The following is a 17,446-nucleotide window of genomic DNA, read 5'->3' as shown; positions in this document are numbered from 1 at the left end:
GGCTTGCCTCGGCGTCGGTCAGCGCGGCGGCGCGCCGGTCGATCTCGGCGATCCGCCGCGCCGCTTCGCCCGCCCGCTGGTTCCAGCCGCGCTGTTCGGCCTGCGCGGCGGCCAGCCGTTCGCGATCGCGGGCAATCGCGGCGTCGGCAGCCGCGCGTTCGGCGCGGGCGGCGGCAACCGCGCCGCGCCGCGCCTGCGCCTGGCCGGTCAGCGCGTCGACCTGTGCCGCCGCGTCGCGACCATCGGGAAGCCCGGCGACCTGTTCGACGGCACGCGCATGCTCGGCGCGCGCATCTTCCAGTTCGGTCGTCGCGCGCGCCTGCCGGGCCGACAGGTCGACCCGCTGCGCCTCGCCGCGCTCGATCTGCGCGGCGGCGCGGTCCTCGTCACGGGCGGCGGCGCGGGCAGCGGTTTCGGCGGCGTCGATTGCGCGGCGCGCCTCGGCAATGTCCTGACGCGCGCGTGCCAATTCGGCGTCCGCCGTGCCGAGCGCCGCCGCCGCCTGTGCGACTGCGTCCGCGAGGTCCGGTCGCCCGGCCTCGATCGCACGCAGCCGGTTGGCGCGTTCGAGCCGCTCGGCCGCCGCCGCACTGCTCGCGCGCGCGACGTAACCGTCCCAGCGCCGCAATACGCCGTCGGGCGTGACGAGACGCTGGCCGGGGGCAAGGGGCTGGCCGACATCGCCGGGGGCGACGAAGATCTGCGCCAGCCGCCGGGCCAATGCCGCCGGTGCCTCGGCATGCGCGGACAGCGGGGCGGTGCCCGGCGGCGGCGGCGGGTCGTCGGGGGCGGCGGTCGCACCGGCCCAGTAGCGCGGCGACGCCGGATCCAGCCCGGCATCCAGGTCGTCGCCCAGTGCCGCTGCCAGCGCGCGCTCGAACCCCGCCTCGGCGCGCACGCGATCGATCAGGCGGTCGCGGTCCCCCGTCGCCAGGTCGCGGCGCAGCGCGGCGGCCTCGCCATCGGCGGCGGCGAGCTGTGCGGCGGCGGCGGCCTGAGCGGCCTGCGCGCGTTGCCGCGCATCGGTGGCGGCCTGTTCGCGGGTTTGGGCGTCGTCCAGCTGCCGGGCGGCGGCGTCCCCCGATTGCGCCGCGTTCGCCCGCGCGGTGCGTGCCGCGTCGCGCGCCTCGACCATCGGTTCGGCGGCGGGCAGCGCGCGGCGTTCGGCGTCGATCCGCTGCACCTCGCGCTCGGCCCGCTCGACCCGCGCGCGTGCGGCGGCGCGCGCGGCTTCGGCGACACGAATCTCCGCGGCATCGCGCGCCTGTGCCGCCAGCGCCTGGGCCAGCGCCACTTCGGCGTCGCGCGCCTCGCGCTCGGCCACGCCCAGCGCCGCGTCGATCAGCGGCAGGCCGCCGGCCGATTGCTTCAGCCGCGCGTCGATCTCCTTCGCCTCGCCACCCAGCCGCGCGATCGCCTCGGCAGCGTCGCTGGCCAGCGATCCTTCGCGCGCCCGGTCCTCGGCCAGCCGTTCGCGCGCCGCGGCGGCTTCGGCGATCCGGCGCGCGACATCGGCCTGCTCGGCGCGCAGCGTGTCGAGCCGGTGGCGCGCCTCCGTCGCGGCGTCGTGCGCGCTCAGCGCCGCAGCGCGCAGGCGGGCCAGTGCCGCCACGGCGGCAAGCTGGGCGGCCTCGCAGTCGTTGAGCGCCGCCTGACGCTGCGCGACCTGCGCTTCGGCGGCGGCGGCTTCGGCCTTGGCGGCGTCGGCCGCGCGCGCGGCATCGCGCCAGCGGGCGAAGATCATCCGCGCCTCCGCGATCCGAATGTCGTCGGACAGCGCGCGATAACGCTCGGCCTGCCGCGCCTGGCGCTTGAGCGCGGCGATGCGCGCGTCCTGGTCGGCGATCACCTCGCCCAGCCGCGCCAGATTGGCCTCGGTCGCGCGCAGGCGCTGTTCGGCGTCGCGGCGGCGGACGTGCAGGCCGGAGATGCCGGCGGCTTCCTCCAGCATCTGGCGGCGTTCGGCGGGCTTGGCGGCGATCACCGCGCCGATCCGCCCCTGGCTGACCAGCGCGGGCGAATGCGCGCCGGTCGCGGCGTCGGCGAACAGCAGCGCGACGTCCTTCGCGCGCACGTCGCGCCCGTTAATGCGATAGGCCGATCCGGTGCCACGTTCGATGCGGCGGACGACCTCGGTCTCGCCCGTGCCCGTGCCGTCGGCATCGCCTTCGCTTTCGACCAGCATCGATACTTCGGCGAAGCTGCGGGCGGGCCGCGTCGCGGTGCCGGCAAAGATCACGTCGTCCATGCCCGATCCGCGCAGCGACCGGGCGCTGTTCTCGCCCATCGTCCAGCGCAGCGCCTCGAGCAGATTGGACTTGCCGCAGCCATTGGGCCCGACGATCCCGGTCAGCCCCGGCTCGATCCGCAATTCGGCCGGATCGACGAAACTCTTGAACCCCGACAGTCTGAGCCGCTTGATCTGCACTGGCCGAACATCACCCCCGGATGCCCAAGCTATCGGCTTGGTCGGGGGAAGCAATCGGCTTCTCGCGTCTCAACATCCGCGGTGCTTTCGCCTATGGCGCTCGGTGCGCCCGTGGTTGCGGCGCGGCCGGACGGGATCGACCCGCCCCGAGGATGCGGAGCCGAATGGATGCTGGACGTCGCTGCCCTGGTCGAATCACCCTGGCCAGATACGCCGGGGGAAGACGGCGACTGGGAGGTGCTGGCCCACACCGCCGCGGCTTCGGCGATCTCGCGCACGCCCTTTGCCGGATGGACCGGGGGCGACGCGCCGGTGATCGAGCTGGCGGTGCGGCTGACCTCCGACGAAGAGGTCCAGGCGCTCAACCGGCAGTATCGGCACAAGGACAAGCCGACCAACGTGCTGTCCTTTCCGATGATCCAGCCCGATCTGCTCGACACCGTCACCGTCAATGCGGGGGATGGCGAGGTCATTCTGGGCGACATCGTGCTCGCACACGGCGTCTGCACGCGCGAGGCGGCCGAGCGCGGCGTCGCGGTGCGCGACCATGCCGCGCATCTGATTGTCCATGGCTGCCTCCATCTGCTAGGCTATGACCATATGGGCGAAGCGGAAGCCGGGGCGATGGAAGCGATCGAGCGTGACGTGATGGCGGCGCTTGGCCTGCACGACCCCTATCCCATCAGCGAGGACTGACCCGATCCATGTCAGAAGGTTCCAGTAGCGGCGCCGGCAACGGCGACTCTAGCAGGCCGCCCGAAAGCGGCGGCATCTGGCGGGGATTGCGGGCGTTGATCTTCGGCGAGGAATCGGCCGAGACGCTGCGCGACCGGATCGAGGAAGTCATCACGGATCACGAGGAGGAGGAGGGGACGCCCGTCGCCGGCGACCTTGCCCCGATCGAGCGGCAGATGCTCCGCAACCTGCTGCATTTCGGTGAACGCGACGCCGGCGACGTCGGCGTGCCGCGCGCCGACATCATCGCGGTGGAGGCGCAGACCCCGTTCGCCGACCTCGTCCGGATCTTTGCCGAGGCCGGACACAGCCGCCTGCCGGTCTATCGCGAGCGTCTGGACCATGTGATCGGGATGATCCACGTCAAGGACGTGTTCGCGATCCTGGCGCGCGGCGAACCGCCGCCGGAGTCGATCACCGTGCTGTTGCGCCAGCCCATTTACGTGCCCCAGGCGATGGGCGTGCTCGACCTGCTGGCCCAGATGCGCGCCAGCCGCACGCATCTGGCGGTCGTGCTCGACGAATATTCGGGCACCGAAGGCCTGGTGACGATCGAGGACCTGATCGAGGAAATCGTCGGCGAGATCGAGGACGAGCATGACGAGGCGCCGGAGGCGCTGCTGATCCCGCTCGACGACGGCAGCTGGGAAGCCGATGCGCGCGCCGAGCTGGAGGATGTCGCCGAAGCGATCGATCCGCGGCTGGCGGAGGTGGAGGAGGATGTCGAAACGCTCGGCGGCCTCGCCTTCGTGCTCGCCGGACGGGTGCCCAAGGCGGGGGAGCAGCTGGTCCACGACAGCGGCTGGAAACTGGAGATCGTCGCCGCTGACGGGCGCAGGGTCCAGCGCCTCAGGCTCCATCCCGGACCCGGGAATTACGACGCCGCGAAATAGCCCGCGTCAGGGGCGGTGCGCGGCGACGATCCGGTCCAGCACCGATTGATGCAGGGGCGTGTTGAACGACAGGCCGATATGCGTGGCGGTCCGCCAGCGCACGCGCGCGCCGATCGGGGCGAGTTCGGGAATCTTCAGCACCACGACCATGCCGACGGTCGCGCCGAACGGCCAGTCGATCCGGCACCCGCGACTCGACAGGTCGACCAGCGTCGCCGGGCGGCGTCCGATCGTCGAATTGGCCACGCCGCCTTCGATGGCGACCGGAACGCGCAACTGGGAACGCGACTCGCCATGGATTTCGTCATGATGTTCAAATGGATCGCTCATTCCCGTATCTTCCATGCGTCCGCGGACTCGATCCCCCGATTAGGGTCCCCGCGGCGGTGACGCAAACCGTCTCAAGCTTATCACCCGGTGAATTAGCGGCGTAATCGATCAGTGTGTGCAAACTAATCCGTTGTATCGATCACTCGGTTTTTGGCATTGGGCGGTCACGCGATCGCATGCTGCTTTCCCCTCCACGCAGCGTGCGGGCGCCCATTGGCGTGTTTCCCCCTTTCACGCCAGTTCCCCAAACCACTTGGCTAACCCTCAGCCAGGTGGCCGAGGTCGCCGGCGCATCCGCGCCGGCGGCCTCTCCCGGAGAGGGGGCCTTCCCGACCATTTCATCGTCACGATGCGTTGCGCTCGGCCGGTGGCACCGCCTATGTCTGCGCGCATGAACAAGCATCTGCGCAACTTCCTGGTGATCGGCGCTATCGCGCTGGTCGGCGGCGGCATCTGGGCGACACGGCCCGACGTGGCTCAAATCGCGATCGACCGGGTGATGGGCCCCCGCCCGGAAATCGTGCCCGCGCGCGTCCAGACCCTTCCGACCATCGCCATCGCCGAACCCGTGGGCTGGCCCGCCGGGACCGCGCCGACCCCCGCGGCAGGGCTGAAGGTCGCGCGGTTTGCCGAGGGGCTCGACCATCCGCGCTGGCTGTACGTGCTGGCCAATGGCGACGTCCTGGTCGCCGAATCCAATTCGCCCCCGCGAAAGGGCGGCGGGATCGAGGGGATGGTGATGCGCTATCTGCTCGGCAAGGCGGGGGCGGCGGTGCCGTCGGCGAACCGCATCACGCTGTTGCGCGACACCGACGGCGATGGCGCGGCGGATCAGCGCAACGTGCTGGTCGACGGGCTCAATTCGCCCCTGGGCATGGCGGTCGTCGGCGGCTGGCTCTACGTTGCCAACACCGATGCGCTGGTTCGTTTCCCCTTCCAGGTCGGCCAGACCCGGATCGACGCCAGGCCCGAAAAGATCATCGACCTGCCCGCCGGCGAGAATCACTGGACCCGCAACGTCGTTGCCAATCCGGAGGGCGACACGCTGTTCGTCAGCGTCGGCTCGGCCACCAACATCGCCGAACGCGGGCTCGAGCTCGAACGCAACCGCGCCGCGATCCTGGAGGTCGACCCGGCGACCAAGTCGTTCCGGCCGTTCGGCACCGGTCTGCGCAACCCGGTCGGCATGGCGATCGAGCCGGTGACGCTGGGCCTGTGGACCGTCGTCAACGAACGCGACATGCTGGGCTCCGATGTGCCGCCCGATTATCTGACCAAGGTGCAGCTGGGCAGTTTCTTCGGCTGGCCGTACAGCTATTGGGGCGGCTATGTTGACCGCCGGGTCGAACCCGCGCGCCCCGACCTGCTCGAATATACCGCGCGGCCCGATTATGCGCTGGGCGCGCATACCGCATCGCTGGGGCTGAGCTTCGCCAATGGCGCGCGGCTGGGCGAACGCTTTGCCAATGGCGCGTTCATCGGCCAGCACGGATCGTGGAACCGCAAGCCTTTTTCCGGCTACAAGGTGCTGTATGTGCCGTTCGGCGACAATGGCTTTCCGCTGAAGGGCGCGGCGCCGATCGACGTGCTGACCGGCTTTCTGGACGGCGACAAGGCGCGCGGGCGACCGGTCGGCGTGACGATCGACCGGGCGGGCGGCCTGCTGGTCGCCGATGATGTCGGCAACGTCATCTGGCGGGTCAGCGCCGCGCGCTGAGGCTCAGGCACCGACACCCAAAGCCCTTGTGCACGTAACACGGTCGGCTCTTTGCCCGTCACCCGGCACAAGGCCGGGGTGACGAAGGGAATTCAGCAACGTCCGCACCGATGTGGCCGTGTCAAATTGGCCGGTCACGCCAGCAGCTTCGGGCCTTCCTTCGCGATCTTCTCGCGGATGCGTGACGCGAACAGCGCAAGGATCGCGGGGAGCTCGATCTCCAGGTGCACCCGGCTGTCGTGAATGTCGGCGCGCGTCGCCAGCTTCTGGCCCATCATCTCGACCGTCACGAACAGCGTGTCGCCCGCCCAGCGGCGATCGGCGAGTTTTGCGGCGGGCAGGCGGCGTTCGATGTCCGCCATCGCGCCGTCGACGCGCGCGCGGGCACCCGCGGTGCCGAGCTGGTGGGGCAGGTCGATGCGGATCGGTTCGGTCATGATCGCGTTTCCCCGGCGCTAGCGCGCGAACAGCATGGCGTCGTCGGCGAACGCCTTGAACTCGAGCGCGTTGCCGCTGGGATCGCGAAAGAACATCGTTGCCTGCTCGCCGACCTCGCCCTTGAAACGGACATGCGGCGCGATGCCGAACGCAATCCCCGCCGCGCGGACCCGCTCGGCCAGCGCCTCCCATGCCGCCATTGTCAGGACGACGCCGAAATGCGGCACCGGCACGTCGTGGCCGTCGACCGCATTCGCGACCGCAACCGGCCTGGCCGCCGGATCCAGATGCGCGACGATCTGATGCCCGAACAGGTCGAAATCGACCCAGTGTGCCGCCGATCGTCCCTCCGCACAGCCCAGCACCCCGCCGTAAAAGGCACGCGCGGCGGCAAGGTCATGGACCGGAAAGGCGAGGTGAAAGGGGCGCAGCATCACCGGCTAATAGCTTGTTTTCGGCATCGATCCACCCGATAGCGTGCGCGCATGCGCCCCGCTCCCCTGATCGTCGCTCTGGTCGCCGGATCGCTTTCCGCGACCGGGTTTGCCCCGCTCGATCTGTGGCCGGTCCTGCTCGCCGCGCTCGCGGTCTGGCTGGCGCTGGTGCATTCGGCACCGTCGCTGCGCGCCGCGTCGCTGCGGTCGTGGCTGTTCGGGGTGGGGCATTTCACCGTCGGCAACAACTGGATCCAGCACGCCTTCGACTATCAGGACAAGATGCCGCCCGAGCTCGGCTACGTCGCGGTTGTCCTGCTGGCGCTCTATCTCGCGGTCTATCCGATGCTCGCGGGCGGGCTGGCGTGGAAGTTCGGGCGCATCGCCGGCACCCGGCCCGACGCGCCGTTCGTGCTGATTGCCGCCGCCGCCTGGATCGTCACCGAATGGCTGCGCGCGCAGATGTTCACCGGCTATGCCTGGAACCCGCTGGGCGTCGCGTGGCTGCCGGCGGGAGACGTGGCCCGGATCGCCGCCATGATCGGCACCTATGCGATGTCGGGGCTGATGGTGCTGGCTGCGGGCGCGCTGTTGCTGATTGCGCGGGGCGGCTGGCGCTTCGCCATGCTGCTCGCGGCGATCATCGGCGGCGCGATCGTGCTGAATGCGGGCGAGCCGCCGGCGGACCTCCGCCCCAACCAGCCGCTGGTCCGCGTCGTCCAGCCCAATGTCGGGCAGGAGGGCGTGCGCGAACCCGGCTATTCGGAGCGCGTGTTCCAGGCACTGGTCGCGCAGAGCGGCACGCCGGGATATCGCCCGCGGCTGCTCGTCTGGCCGGAAGGTGCCGTCAACTATTATCTGGAAAGCGGCTATCCCGGCGGCTGGTATTTCGAGGCGTGGCCCGCCGATACGCGCCGCCGGATCGCCGGGTTGCTCGGTCCCGACGACGTGGCGCTGGTCGGCGGAAACGCGTTGCTCTTCGGGGGCGACCCGATCATCGACGGCGCGAGCAATTCGGTGTTCGTCGTGCACCCCGATGCGACGCTCGGCCCGCGCCGGTACGACAAGGCGCATCTGGTGCCCTATGGCGAATATCTGCCGATGCGGCCGATCCTGTCGGCCATCGGCCTGTCCCGCCTGGTCAACAGCGAGATCGATACCATTCCCGGCCCCGGCCCGCGGACGATCGCGGTGCCGCGCTTTGGCCGCGTGGGAATGCAGATCTGCTACGAGATCATCTTTTCGGGCGAGGTCGTCGATCGCGCCGAGCGCCCCGACATGATCTTCAATCCGTCCAATGACGCGTGGTTCGGCGCGTGGGGGCCGCCGCAACATCTGGCGCAGGCGCGGCTGCGCGCGATCGAGGAAGGGGTGCCGGTGCTGCGATCGACCCCAACCGGCATTTCGGCGGTGATCGACGCGGACGGCCGCCTGCTCGGCACCGTGCCGCGCCTGACCGCCGGTGCGGTCGAGCTGCCGCTGCCGCTGCCGCATCCGCCGACGCCGTTTGCGCGCTTCGGCAATCTCATGGCGGCGCTGATCGTGCTGTTGCTGGTGGCGCTCGCGATTGCCATTCGCCCGCACAGCCGCTAGGGGCGCGATATAAGGAAAGCTTTATATCCGATCGCAAGTCCGGATCCGGCCGACCGCCCCGCCACGCCAGCCCAAGGGTTCTCCATGCGCGCCAACTATCTCTTCACGTCCGAATCGGTGTCCGAAGGCCATCCCGACAAGGTCGCCGACCAGATTTCCGACGCGGTCGTCGATCTGTTCCTGTCGCGCGATCCGGTCGCGCGCGTGGCGTGCGAGACGATGGTGACGACCCAGCGCATCGTGCTGGCCGGCGAAGTGCGCTGCGCCGAGGACAGCTTTCCGACGCTGGCCGAGATCGAGAAGGCGGCGCGCGACACCGTGCGCCGCATCGGCTACGAGCAGCACGGCTTTCACTGGCAGACCGCCGATTTCGCCTGCCACCTGCACGGCCAGTCCGCGCACATCGCCCAAGGCGTCGACGAAAGCGGCAACAAGGACGAGGGCGCCGGCGACCAGGGCATCATGTTCGGTTTCGCCTGTGACGAGACGCCCGACCTGATGCCCGCGACGCTTTATTATTCGCACCGCATCCTCGAAAAGCTGGCGCAGGACCGCCACGCCCGTATCGTCGACTTCCTGGAGCCCGACGCCAAGAGCCAGGTGACGCTGAAGTATGAAAACGGCGTGCCGACCGGTGCGACTGCACTGGTCGTGTCGACCCAGCATACCAAGGCGCTGTCGAACGACGCCGGGCAACAGCGGCTGCGCGACTATGTGATGACGGTGTTCGAGGAAATCCTGCCCCAGGGCTGGATGCCCGCCGACCAGAGCCAGATCTATGTGAATCCGACCGGCATGTTCGAAATCGGCGGACCCGACGGCGACGCCGGGCTGACCGGGCGCAAGATCATCGTCGACACCTATGGCGGCGCTGCCCCGCATGGCGGCGGCGCGTTCAGCGGCAAGGATCCGACCAAGGTCGACCGCTCGGCCGCCTATATCAGCCGCTATCTCGCCAAGAATGTCGTTGCCGCCGGATTGGCCAAGCGGTGCACCATCCAGCTTTCTTACGCCATCGGCATCGCCGAGCCGCTGTCGCTCTATGTCGACACGCACGGCACCGGCAGCGTTGACGAAGCGAAGATCGAAGCGGTGCTGCCCAAGCTGGTGCGCCTGACCCCCAAGGGCATCCGCACGCATCTCGGCATGAACAAGCCGATCTATCAGCCGACCGCGGCGTACGGGCATTTCGGCCGCAAGGCGGAAGGCGACCTGTTCACCTGGGAACGGACCGACCTGGTCGACGCGCTGAAGGCCGAGCTGGGCTGAGCGCCTGGCTCCCGCCCGCGCCGGTCCGCTTAACCGGCGCATTGCGCTTTTGACGCCGACGTGAAAAGGTCGACGAATCAAAGCGAAAGGCGAGGAGACGAGGGGTGCGGAGCGGATTCCTGAGTCGCGCGGTTGCGGTGTTCCTGACGGCAGCTGCGGTCGTCATGCCCGCGCAGGCGCAGCAGAAAAGCGTCGTCAAGGTATCGCGCAGCGCGCCCTATCGTCATCCGCATTCGAAGATCGAGCTGCCGGTCGTGATCGATCGGCTGCCCCGCGTCGGGGTCGAGCAGCTCGGCACCGGCGAGCTCGATACGATCACCAATTACGAAACGCCGGATCACGACGAGGTGATTTCCGTCTTCGTCTATCGCGACGTGCTGGACGCACTGCCGGTATGGTTCGACCGTGCCATCGGGGCAGTCGAAGGCCGGTCGGCCTCGTTCGGTGCCGTGACGCCGGTCGTTGCCCCGCAGCCCTTCACGCCGCCCGGGCGCGAGCGGCAAAGCGGACTGATCGCGGCGTGGCGCGCCGAGCAAAACTACCGGAGTACCGGCCTCGCGATGTTCACCGTCGGCGAGTGGCTGGTCAAGCTGCGCTACTCGTCCCGCACGATTGCGCCCGAAGCGATGGGCGAACGGATGCAATCGGCGCTGGCGGCGATCAAATGGCCGAAGATGACGCGCGCCGATCGGCCGGCCGAGCCGGTTGCGGCCTGTCCCGAACCGCTCGTCTTTGCCGACAAGGCCGAGCGGGTCGTGCTGAGCGAGGAGGACCGCATGGCGTCGGCGTTGGCGTCGGGCGTGATCAGCGCGGCCGCGGGCCTTCGCGACGACACGAAGGACAAGGCTAAGGACGGGGCGAAGGACGAGGCGGCACAGCCCGCGCGCTGGTGCCGTGACCCGGCCCAATCGCCGGTGGGCGCAGTGTACCGTCCGGATGCGTCGACCGAACGCTATCTGATCGCGTTGTCCGATGCCGGTCGGGGCATCGTCGTAAGCCCCGATCTGTCAGGCGAAATAAAGACCCCGCCGCAACGCTGGTGGAGCGCCAACCTGTTGCTGCTCGACCGGACGCTGGGCTTCGCGCCATATTCGGCGATGCCGACAACGGCGCAGGCGATCGACTCGATCAACGGCGCGCCGATCGTGAGCACGACGACCTTTGGCAAGAAGCGCGCGATCGACATCATCACCCCGTGACCGCGGGACGCGGGGCCCGCCCGAAAGGGCATTCGTGCCGATCCGGCGGCAGCTATCGCGACGTCGCGCTGTCGCAGACGAAATCAATCGTCGGCTCCAGCGAAGCGAGCAGCGCCGCGGCGGGCTCACCCGCGCGCGCGCGCAGCGCCGCCCCGTAAACCGCATCGCACATCACCCGGCCGAGCAGCAGCGGGCCGGCGCCGAGCACCAGTCCCTCCTCCTCCACCGCGCGCGCGATCCGTGCGGCGAACAGTTCCGTCATCGCGGACATCGATTCGTGCAGAAAGTCGCGGACTGCGGTTTCGGACATGGCTTCGACGGCGGCGGTGCCGATCAGCAGGCAGCCGCGCTGAACCTCGCCGTCGCCGGTAAAGTTGCGTACCGCGCCCGCCGCCGCCACGCGCAGCGCACCGCGAAGGTCGGGCCGGCTGGCGAGCGATTCGGCAAGCGCTGCCTGCCCCTCGATCTCGTAGTCGCGCAGCACCATCAGATACAGGTTCAGCTTGCTGCCGAATCCCGCATAAAGGCTGGGCTTGCTCAGTTTCGTCGCTTCGCACAGCGCATCGACGGTGGTCCCGGAATAGCCCTTTGCCCAGAAGCAGTCGCGCGCACGCCTGAGTACCTCTGTGGCGTCATATTGCCGTGGTCGACCGCGCTTCATCCATCCCCCTTTTCCGAAGCTTGCGGCGATGTTGCAGTCGCTACATTGCTCGCGGCGAATTATATATGTATCGGTACAAATATCCGAAACAAGGCTTTGTCGAAGGTTCGACGAGCACGCAAGCGATGGTTTGCAAATGACCGATGATTGTGATCCGGGCGTCGACCGACGCCGCGTGCGCATCGACGCGTGGACGCGCGCGGGCTTTGTCCCGATGCTCCGCTTTTATCTGGACGACGGGAGCACGGCCGGCGTCGCCGACCGGCTCGCGCCCGAGTTGCTGCACTTTCTGATCGGGCCGGCAGACGCCCCGCTGAGCGGTGTGAACTTCGTCGATCGCAGCGGCCGGCTGGTTGCGTTCATGGCGGAACTGCTGGACGGGCCGGGCAAGGATGCCGGGCCGGACGACAGGCTCGGCGCGCTGTTCGACTTGATCGACGACTGTGCCGACGGGCTGCCCGGCGGCATCATGCCGGTGGCGTGATCCGGGCTCGATCGTGCCGGCGACACCGCGCGGCCCCTTGCCCGATCGTGCGCTTGCCCTCACAGCGACCGGACGATGAACGATCCCACCACCATCCGCCGTCTCTATGGTCGCCGGCAGGGGCATAAGCTGCGCAGTGGCCAATCGGCGCTGCTCGAGGACCTGTTGCCCCGGATCAGCGTGCCCGAGGCCGGTCCACTCGACGCCGCGGCACTGTTCGGGGCCGAGCGGCCGCTCGAGCTCGAAATCGGCTTCGGCGCGGGCGAGCATCTCGCCGGTCAGGCGGCGATGCGGCCCGATCATGGTTTCATCGGCTGCGAGCCGTTCCTGAACGGCGTCGTCGGCGCGCTGGGTCATATCCGCGACGGCGCGCTCGCCAATGTCCGGCTGCATATGGGCGACGCGCTGGAAGTTCTCGATCGGCTGCCCGATGCGAGCCTGAGCCGCGTCTATCTGCTGCACCCCGATCCGTGGCCCAAGGCGCGCCATGCCAAACGTCGGATGATCAATCACGGGCCGCTCGACCTGATCGCCGCAAAGCTCCGACCCGGCTGCGAGTTCCGCCTCGGCACCGACGACCCGACCTATTGCCGCTGGGCGATGATGATCCTCGATCAGCGCCGCGATTTCACCTGGATGGCACAGACCCCTGCGGACTTTCTCACGCGGCCCGCCGACTGGCCCGAGACACGCTACGAACGCAAGGCGCGGCGCAAGGGGCATGAGGTGTGGTACATGAGATATCGGCGCGCCGATGCAAAATAGGCAGAAGGTTTCCTTTCCCGCTCACAATCTACTTGATCATCTCATGATCTCCGCACGGTGATTACTCGATCGCTGCTTGAGGGAACGAGGTTTTTTGCTTCGCCTCTCATCAATCAACGACTTGATGGCTGATTCACCTATCGGCGGCCATGTCTCTTCGATCGACCGGCGCGTTGCCAACGGCCGCTGATCCAGACAGGCCGCTATGACAGCATCGTTCGGCAGTGCTGACAGCCCCCACTGAAAGATAGCAGGAAGATGGTCGAAAATGACCGAGCGGCTTGCAGACGGTCGCAAAAGGCTCGTGACCGAGACGGCCCGCTCAACATCCCAGGCCACCAGAAAATCATGGATTGAGTCCCCGCGCCGGCTTTCCGATGGTCGATGATCGGTCCTTATTCCGCGTTCAATTCCCGCACCAACGCGCGGATTCCGGTCGCGATCTCCGCCGCGCTGTCTTCCTGGATGAAATGCAATCCCGGCACGGTGATTTCGCGCTGATTGGCCCAGCTGCGGCAATATTCCCGGGCTGAACCGACCAGTATCGAGCCCGGATCGGCATTGATGAACAGTTTCGGGATGGAACTGGTCCGAAGGAATTCACCATAGTTGCGTGCACGTTCCACGAAATCCGCCGGTTCGCCATCGACCGGCAGCAATCGGGGCCATGCGAGCATGGGTCGCCGAGCTTCGCCGGGATCGGGATAGGGCGCGCGATAATGCGCCATCTCGTCATCGCTGAGCGCGCGCAGGATGGAGCCGGGCAACACCCGGTCGATGAACAGATTGCGATCGAGGATGAGCGATTCGCCGGCTTCGGAGCGAAAGCCCTGGAACATCCGCCGACCGCCTTCCGGCCATTCCGACCACGTCATCGGGCCGACGATCGCCTCCATATAGACGATGCCGGCGACGCGCTCGGGATGGTCCATCGCCCATTGAAAGCCCAGCGCCGACCCCCAATCGTGGAGCACCAGCACGATCCCATCGCCAAGGTCGAGCGACTGCCACAGCGCATCGAGATGCGCATAATGGACATCCCAGCCATAGCGCGCGTCGCCTTCGCCCTCGATCTTGTCGGAACCGCCCATCCCGATCAGGTCGCACGCGATCAGCCGGCCCAGACCATCGCAGCCGCGCATGACGTTGCGCCACAAATAGCTCGACGTGGGATTGCCGTGCTGAAAGACGATCGGCCGGCCGGCGCCGTAATCGATGTAAGCCATGCGCCGACCCAGGATCTCGCGCGTGGCAAGCGAGTGGAACGGCTGGGCGTTGGCGATATCGGTCATGGCAAATCCTTTCTGGGCGCTGGACGGATGGTGAAGCCGGGCTAGCGGGTCGTCGAAAAGCCGCCGTCCACCGGAATGACGGCACCGGTGATGTAGGCGGACGCCGCCGATGCCAGGAAAATGACGCTCCCCGCGATATCCGACGGCAATCCGGTTCGCCGACGCGGGATGACGGAGAAGATGCGTTCCCCGGCGTCGCGCAACATCACTTCGGTCATCTTGGTCGGGAACGGGCCGGGCGCGATCGCATTCACATTGATGTCGGCTGCGGCCAGATGCTTGGCGAGATGCCGGGTGAGGTGATGGACCGCGGCCTTGCTCGCCGCATAGGAATAATTGCCATAATCGGGACAGGTCATGCCATCGACCGATCCGATATTGATGACCCGGGCCGGATCTTCGGGCGTGGCCGCCGCCTTGAGCAGCGGCGCCAGTTGCTGGGTCAGAAAGAAGATCGACCGGACATTGAGGTCCATGACCTTGTCCCAGCCCGATTGCGGAAAGCTTTCAAACGGCGCCCCCCAATTGGCGCCGGCATTGTTGACCAGAATATCGAGCTTGGGCTCGCGCGCCGCCAGTTCGGTCGACACCGCCGACACGCCCGCGGGATCGCCCAGGTCTGCGGGAATTGCGATCGCTTCGCCGTGCGCTGAAAGCTCGGCCGCTGCCTGTGCGCAAGCTTCCGCCTTGCGCGACGAGATATAGACGCGCGCACCGGCGCGAACCAGGCCATCGGCAATCATATAGCCGATGCCGCGTGTGCCGCCGGTGACCAAGGCCACCTTGCCGCGCACCGAAAAGAGCAACTCTGTATTCATTCGGCGGGTTCCCTTCCGTTTGGGATCAGGGCGTTCAACGCATCCTTGAGCGATGCGTGGTTGCGAAGCCGTGCGGCGCGCAGCTGCGCGTCCGGGGCGAGATAGCTGAAATAGAATGTCGCTTCGGCACGTTTGGCGTCAGCATCCACCGCGATTTCCAACCGTTTCTCGAGCGCCGCCAGCGCGCGCAGCCACAGCACCGACATCACGCCATGCGCGACCAGCCACAGATAGTCGCGCGCCGACTGAAGCGCCGCGAAGCGGTCGTGCACCAGCAGGTCGCCGAGCTCCGCGGTGATGCCACGCAGCGTGGCCAGCAGTGCGATCGTCTGATCGCCCACGGACCGGTTGCCCACTTGCGCAGAAAGTGCCGTTGCCTCGGCATCGAGCCAGTCGAGAAGCGCCGCCATCACCGCCCCACCCGCCGCCGGCAACCGCCGCAGCACGAGGTCGAGCGCCTGTATGTCGTTCGTTCCCTCGTAGATCGGCAGGATCTGCACGTCGCGCAGCAAGCGTTCGACGCCATTGTCACGGATGTAGCCGTGACCGCCACAGGACTGCATCGCCGCGGTGACGACGTCGACGCCGGTCTCGGTCACGGCGGCCTTGGATACCGGCATCAGCAGCGGCAGCAGCGCGGTCGCGCGCGCGCGCACCTCGGGCGCGCCGGAAACGCTCTGATCGTTGATCAGTGCGGTAAAGGTCGCGAGCATCCGCACGCTGGTTGTCCACACCCGCATCCTCGCCAATTCGCGCTTGACGTTGGGATGCCGGTATATCGGAATGGAAGCGCGCTCAGCCGTGTCGACCGCGTCGCGCCCCTGAATGCGCTCCATCGCATAGGCATGGGCGTTCTGGGTCGCGAGTTCGGCGACCCCGATCGCCTGAAACGGCGTGCCGATCCGCGCCAGCTTCATCATCGCGAACATGCCGGCCAGCCCCTTGCCGGGTTCGCCGATCATCCACGCCCGGCTGTTCTCGAACCGCAGTTCGGCGGTTGCGGAGGCATGGATACCCATCTTAGCCTCCAGTCGCGCGCATTCGACGCCGTTGGGCGTGCGCCACTGTCCATCGGCATCGGCCAGGTATTTTGCGGTCACGAACAACCCGAGCCCGGCGAGTCCGGGCGGCCCGTCCGCCAGACGCGCCAGAACCAGATGGACGATATTGTCGGTCAGGTCGTGGTCGCCGCCGGTGATGAAGATCTTGGTGCCGTCGAGCCGATAGGTGCCGTCGCCCGCCGGATCGGGACGCGCGATGGTGCGGATCAGCGCGAGGTCGGTGCCGCATTGCGGCTCGGTCAGGCACATCGTGCCGGTCCATTCGCCGCTCGCCAGATGATGGAGGAACGCCGCACCCGGGGTGGGGTCGCCTTCGGCTGCCAGCACTTCGTACACCCCGACGCGCAGCGACGCGTACAACGCAAACGCGATCGATCCGCTGCTCAAAAACTCGTCGGCACACATCGACAGGGTCAATGGCAATCCCTGTCCGCCATGACGTTCGGCGACCCCCAGCGTGGCCCAGCCATCGCGGACATACGCCTGATAGGCGTCGCGATACCCATCCGGCGCGCGCGCAAGGCCGTTTTCGATCCGCGCACCCTGCGCATCGGCCCGGTCGGCGAGCGGAAGCACGTGATCTCGGGCAAAGGTGCCGATGCCGTCGAGGATCGCGGCAAGCGTCGCGTCATCGACCCGTTCATGGGCGGCCAGGCCGCGAAACTCCGGCGCCAGGACATGCCCGAACAAAAACCGATACTCATCGACGGGCGGGGTATAGTCACGCATTGTCGGCGTTCCTCCCGCTTCACTCGCCGGTAAAGACCAGGCCGTCCGCGAAGCGGCGCGCACCGTCGCGCGCGAAGCGGGTCACCGCTTCCTGCATGTCGCGGCTGTCGAAGGTCGCGCTGCCACCTTCGAGCACCAGCGAATCTGCCGCACTCACGCCGTGCGAAACCGCCGCGTTGATCAGCGCCTTCGACCAGCGCAGCGCGGTGGTCGGCCCTTCGGAAAGCTTCTTGGCATAGGCGCGGGCCTTGGTTTCGACCTCGTCGTCGGGCGCGACCTGGTTGACCAGTCCCCAACGATGCAGTGTTTTTGCGTCGAGCGGCTGAGCCGAGAAAACGAATTCCTTGGCCCGTGCGACGCCAATGCGCGAAACGAGCCGCTGCGCGCCGCCGAGCAGTGTGGTCGTGCCGATCAGCGCCTCGACCTGACCGATCGCCGCGCCTTCGCCGGCAAAGGCGACGTCATGGACCTGGAGGATTTCGCAGCCCGCACCGAAGCAGAAACCGCGCACCGCGACCACCGTCGGAATGGGGAGCTGCTCAAACCTTTGCAGCACCGCGAGCGCCCGCGAAAGCCCGCGGCGACCCTGCGCGCCGTTGC

17 protein-coding genes are annotated in these 17,446 nt (G+C 68.0%); 8 read left to right on the top strand and 9 right to left on the bottom strand.

From position 1 onward, the window contains the following. Positions 1 to 2,428 (bottom strand): AAA family ATPase (locus AX709_RS05520; RefSeq protein WP_066547708.1); only part of this gene is annotated, 2,428 nt, incomplete at its 3' end. A gap of 168 nt (positions 2,429 to 2,596) precedes the next feature. Here AX709_RS05520 and ybeY point away from each other — a divergent pair. Both ybeY and AX709_RS05510 read left to right on the top strand, forming a co-directional pair. Beyond that, the gene (ybeY, locus tag AX709_RS05515) at positions 2,597 to 3,124 is read left to right on the top strand and encodes an rRNA maturation RNase YbeY (protein ID WP_066547710.1); all 528 of its coding nucleotides are present in this window, start codon (positions 2,597 to 2,599) and stop codon (positions 3,122 to 3,124) included. A gap of 8 nt (positions 3,125 to 3,132) precedes the next feature. After that, a complete protein-coding gene (locus tag AX709_RS05510) occupies positions 3,133 to 4,056 on the top strand; it encodes a hemolysin family protein (RefSeq protein ID WP_066483192.1) in 924 nt (307 codons plus the stop codon). Between the two features lie 6 nt (positions 4,057 to 4,062). On the opposite strand, the gene AX709_RS05505 is transcribed toward AX709_RS05510, so the two are convergent. After that, positions 4,063 to 4,386, bottom strand: coding sequence for a PilZ domain-containing protein (locus AX709_RS05505; RefSeq protein WP_066483190.1), 324 nt, complete (start codon positions 4,384 to 4,386; stop codon positions 4,063 to 4,065). 391 nt (positions 4,387 to 4,777) lie between these two features. On the opposite strand from AX709_RS05505, the gene AX709_RS05500 reads away from it, so the two are divergent. Then, the gene (locus AX709_RS05500) at positions 4,778 to 6,103 is read left to right on the top strand and encodes a PQQ-dependent sugar dehydrogenase (protein ID WP_066547706.1); all 1,326 of its coding nucleotides are present in this window, start codon (positions 4,778 to 4,780) and stop codon (positions 6,101 to 6,103) included. A 134-nt stretch (positions 6,104 to 6,237) separates the two neighbouring features. Here AX709_RS05500 and AX709_RS05495 read toward each other — a convergent pair whose 3' ends face one another. Both AX709_RS05495 and AX709_RS05490 read right to left on the bottom strand, forming a co-directional pair. Beyond that, positions 6,238 to 6,540, bottom strand: coding sequence for a polyhydroxyalkanoic acid system family protein (locus tag AX709_RS05495; RefSeq protein WP_066547703.1), 303 nt, complete (start codon positions 6,538 to 6,540; stop codon positions 6,238 to 6,240). Between the two features lie 18 nt (positions 6,541 to 6,558). Beyond that, positions 6,559 to 6,975, bottom strand: a complete 417-nt coding sequence (locus tag AX709_RS05490) for a VOC family protein (protein WP_066547700.1) — start codon at positions 6,973 to 6,975, stop codon at positions 6,559 to 6,561. Between the two features lie 51 nt (positions 6,976 to 7,026). Here AX709_RS05490 and lnt point away from each other — a divergent pair, with 51 nt between their 5' ends. From lnt to AX709_RS05475, 3 genes are all read left to right on the top strand, one after another. Next, a complete protein-coding gene (gene lnt / locus AX709_RS05485; protein ID WP_066547697.1) occupies positions 7,027 to 8,568 on the top strand; it encodes an apolipoprotein N-acyltransferase in 1,542 nt (513 codons plus the stop codon). Positions 8,569 to 8,652: 84 nt separating this feature from the next. Further along, complete coding sequence (metK, locus tag AX709_RS05480; protein WP_066547696.1) at positions 8,653 to 9,837, top strand: methionine adenosyltransferase; 1,185 nt, start codon at positions 8,653 to 8,655, stop codon at positions 9,835 to 9,837. A 104-nt stretch (positions 9,838 to 9,941) separates the two neighbouring features. After that, positions 9,942 to 11,036, top strand: a complete 1,095-nt coding sequence (locus AX709_RS05475; RefSeq protein WP_066547694.1) for a hypothetical protein — start codon at positions 9,942 to 9,944, stop codon at positions 11,034 to 11,036. Between the two features lie 52 nt (positions 11,037 to 11,088). Here the strand turns inward: AX709_RS05475 and AX709_RS05470 are convergent, their stop codons facing one another. Further along, positions 11,089 to 11,697 carry a TetR/AcrR family transcriptional regulator gene (locus AX709_RS05470; protein ID WP_066547692.1) on the bottom strand — a complete coding sequence of 203 codons (609 nt, stop codon included), beginning with the start codon at positions 11,695 to 11,697 and terminating at the stop codon, positions 11,089 to 11,091. Between the two features lie 136 nt (positions 11,698 to 11,833). On the opposite strand from AX709_RS05470, the gene AX709_RS05465 reads away from it, so the two are divergent. Together AX709_RS05465 and trmB are read left to right on the top strand one after the other, a co-directional pair. Next, positions 11,834 to 12,181, top strand: coding sequence for a hypothetical protein (locus AX709_RS05465; RefSeq protein WP_066547690.1), 348 nt, complete (start codon positions 11,834 to 11,836; stop codon positions 12,179 to 12,181). Between the two features lie 75 nt (positions 12,182 to 12,256). Continuing rightward, positions 12,257 to 12,946, top strand: coding sequence for a tRNA (guanine(46)-N(7))-methyltransferase TrmB (gene trmB, locus AX709_RS05460; RefSeq protein ID WP_066483172.1), 690 nt, complete (start codon positions 12,257 to 12,259; stop codon positions 12,944 to 12,946). A gap of 395 nt (positions 12,947 to 13,341) precedes the next feature. Here trmB and AX709_RS05455 read toward each other — a convergent pair whose 3' ends face one another. The 4 genes from AX709_RS05455 to AX709_RS05440 all read right to left on the bottom strand — a co-directional run. After that, positions 13,342 to 14,238, bottom strand: coding sequence for a haloalkane dehalogenase (locus AX709_RS05455; RefSeq protein WP_066483168.1), 897 nt, complete (start codon positions 14,236 to 14,238; stop codon positions 13,342 to 13,344). A 41-nt stretch (positions 14,239 to 14,279) separates the two neighbouring features. Further along, positions 14,280 to 15,056 (bottom strand): SDR family oxidoreductase, encoded by a 777-nt coding sequence (locus AX709_RS05450; protein ID WP_066547687.1) that lies wholly within the window; start codon positions 15,054 to 15,056, stop codon positions 14,280 to 14,282. Further along, on the bottom strand, positions 15,053 to 16,846 hold the full coding sequence (locus tag AX709_RS05445) for an acyl-CoA dehydrogenase family protein (protein ID WP_066547685.1): 1,794 nt from the start codon (positions 16,844 to 16,846) through the stop codon (positions 15,053 to 15,055). Before AX709_RS05445 ends, AX709_RS05450 begins: the two co-directional genes overlap by 4 nt. Positions 16,847 to 16,865: 19 nt before the next feature. After that, positions 16,866 to 17,446, bottom strand: a 581-nt coding sequence (locus tag AX709_RS05440) for an enoyl-CoA hydratase/isomerase family protein (RefSeq protein ID WP_066547682.1), incomplete at its 5' end; no start/stop codon positions are given.

Origin of the sequence: Sphingomonas sp. CCH15-F11 (assembly GCF_001557005.1) — a bacterium.
Taxonomy (GTDB): domain Bacteria; phylum Pseudomonadota; class Alphaproteobacteria; order Sphingomonadales; family Sphingomonadaceae; genus Sphingomonas.
The sequence above is the reverse complement of the archived record's forward strand: the minus strand, read 5'-3'. Positions and strand labels throughout refer to the sequence as shown.

Coding starts and splice junctions, on each gene's coding strand:
- ybeY (WP_066547710.1), top strand. CDS start 2,597: ATGCTGGACGTCGCTGCCCTGGTCGAATCACCCTGGCCAGATACGCCG.
- AX709_RS05510 (WP_066483192.1), top strand. CDS start 3,133: ATGTCAGAAGGTTCCAGTAGCGGCGCCGGCAACGGCGACTCTAGCAGG.
- AX709_RS05505 (WP_066483190.1), bottom strand. CDS start 4,386: ATGAGCGATCCATTTGAACATCATGACGAAATCCATGGCGAGTCGCGT.
- AX709_RS05500 (WP_066547706.1), top strand. CDS start 4,778: ATGAACAAGCATCTGCGCAACTTCCTGGTGATCGGCGCTATCGCGCTG.
- AX709_RS05495 (WP_066547703.1), bottom strand. CDS start 6,540: ATGACCGAACCGATCCGCATCGACCTGCCCCACCAGCTCGGCACCGCG.
- AX709_RS05490 (WP_066547700.1), bottom strand. CDS start 6,975: ATGCTGCGCCCCTTTCACCTCGCCTTTCCGGTCCATGACCTTGCCGCC.
- lnt (WP_066547697.1), top strand. CDS start 7,027: ATGCGCCCCGCTCCCCTGATCGTCGCTCTGGTCGCCGGATCGCTTTCC.
- metK (WP_066547696.1), top strand. CDS start 8,653: ATGCGCGCCAACTATCTCTTCACGTCCGAATCGGTGTCCGAAGGCCAT.
- AX709_RS05470 (WP_066547692.1), bottom strand. CDS start 11,697: ATGAAGCGCGGTCGACCACGGCAATATGACGCCACAGAGGTACTCAGG.
- AX709_RS05465 (WP_066547690.1), top strand. CDS start 11,834: ATGACCGATGATTGTGATCCGGGCGTCGACCGACGCCGCGTGCGCATC.
- trmB (WP_066483172.1), top strand. CDS start 12,257: ATGAACGATCCCACCACCATCCGCCGTCTCTATGGTCGCCGGCAGGGG.
- AX709_RS05455 (WP_066483168.1), bottom strand. CDS start 14,238: ATGACCGATATCGCCAACGCCCAGCCGTTCCACTCGCTTGCCACGCGC.
- AX709_RS05450 (WP_066547687.1), bottom strand. CDS start 15,056: ATGAATACAGAGTTGCTCTTTTCGGTGCGCGGCAAGGTGGCCTTGGTC.
- AX709_RS05445 (WP_066547685.1), bottom strand. CDS start 16,846: ATGCGTGACTATACCCCGCCCGTCGATGAGTATCGGTTTTTGTTCGGG.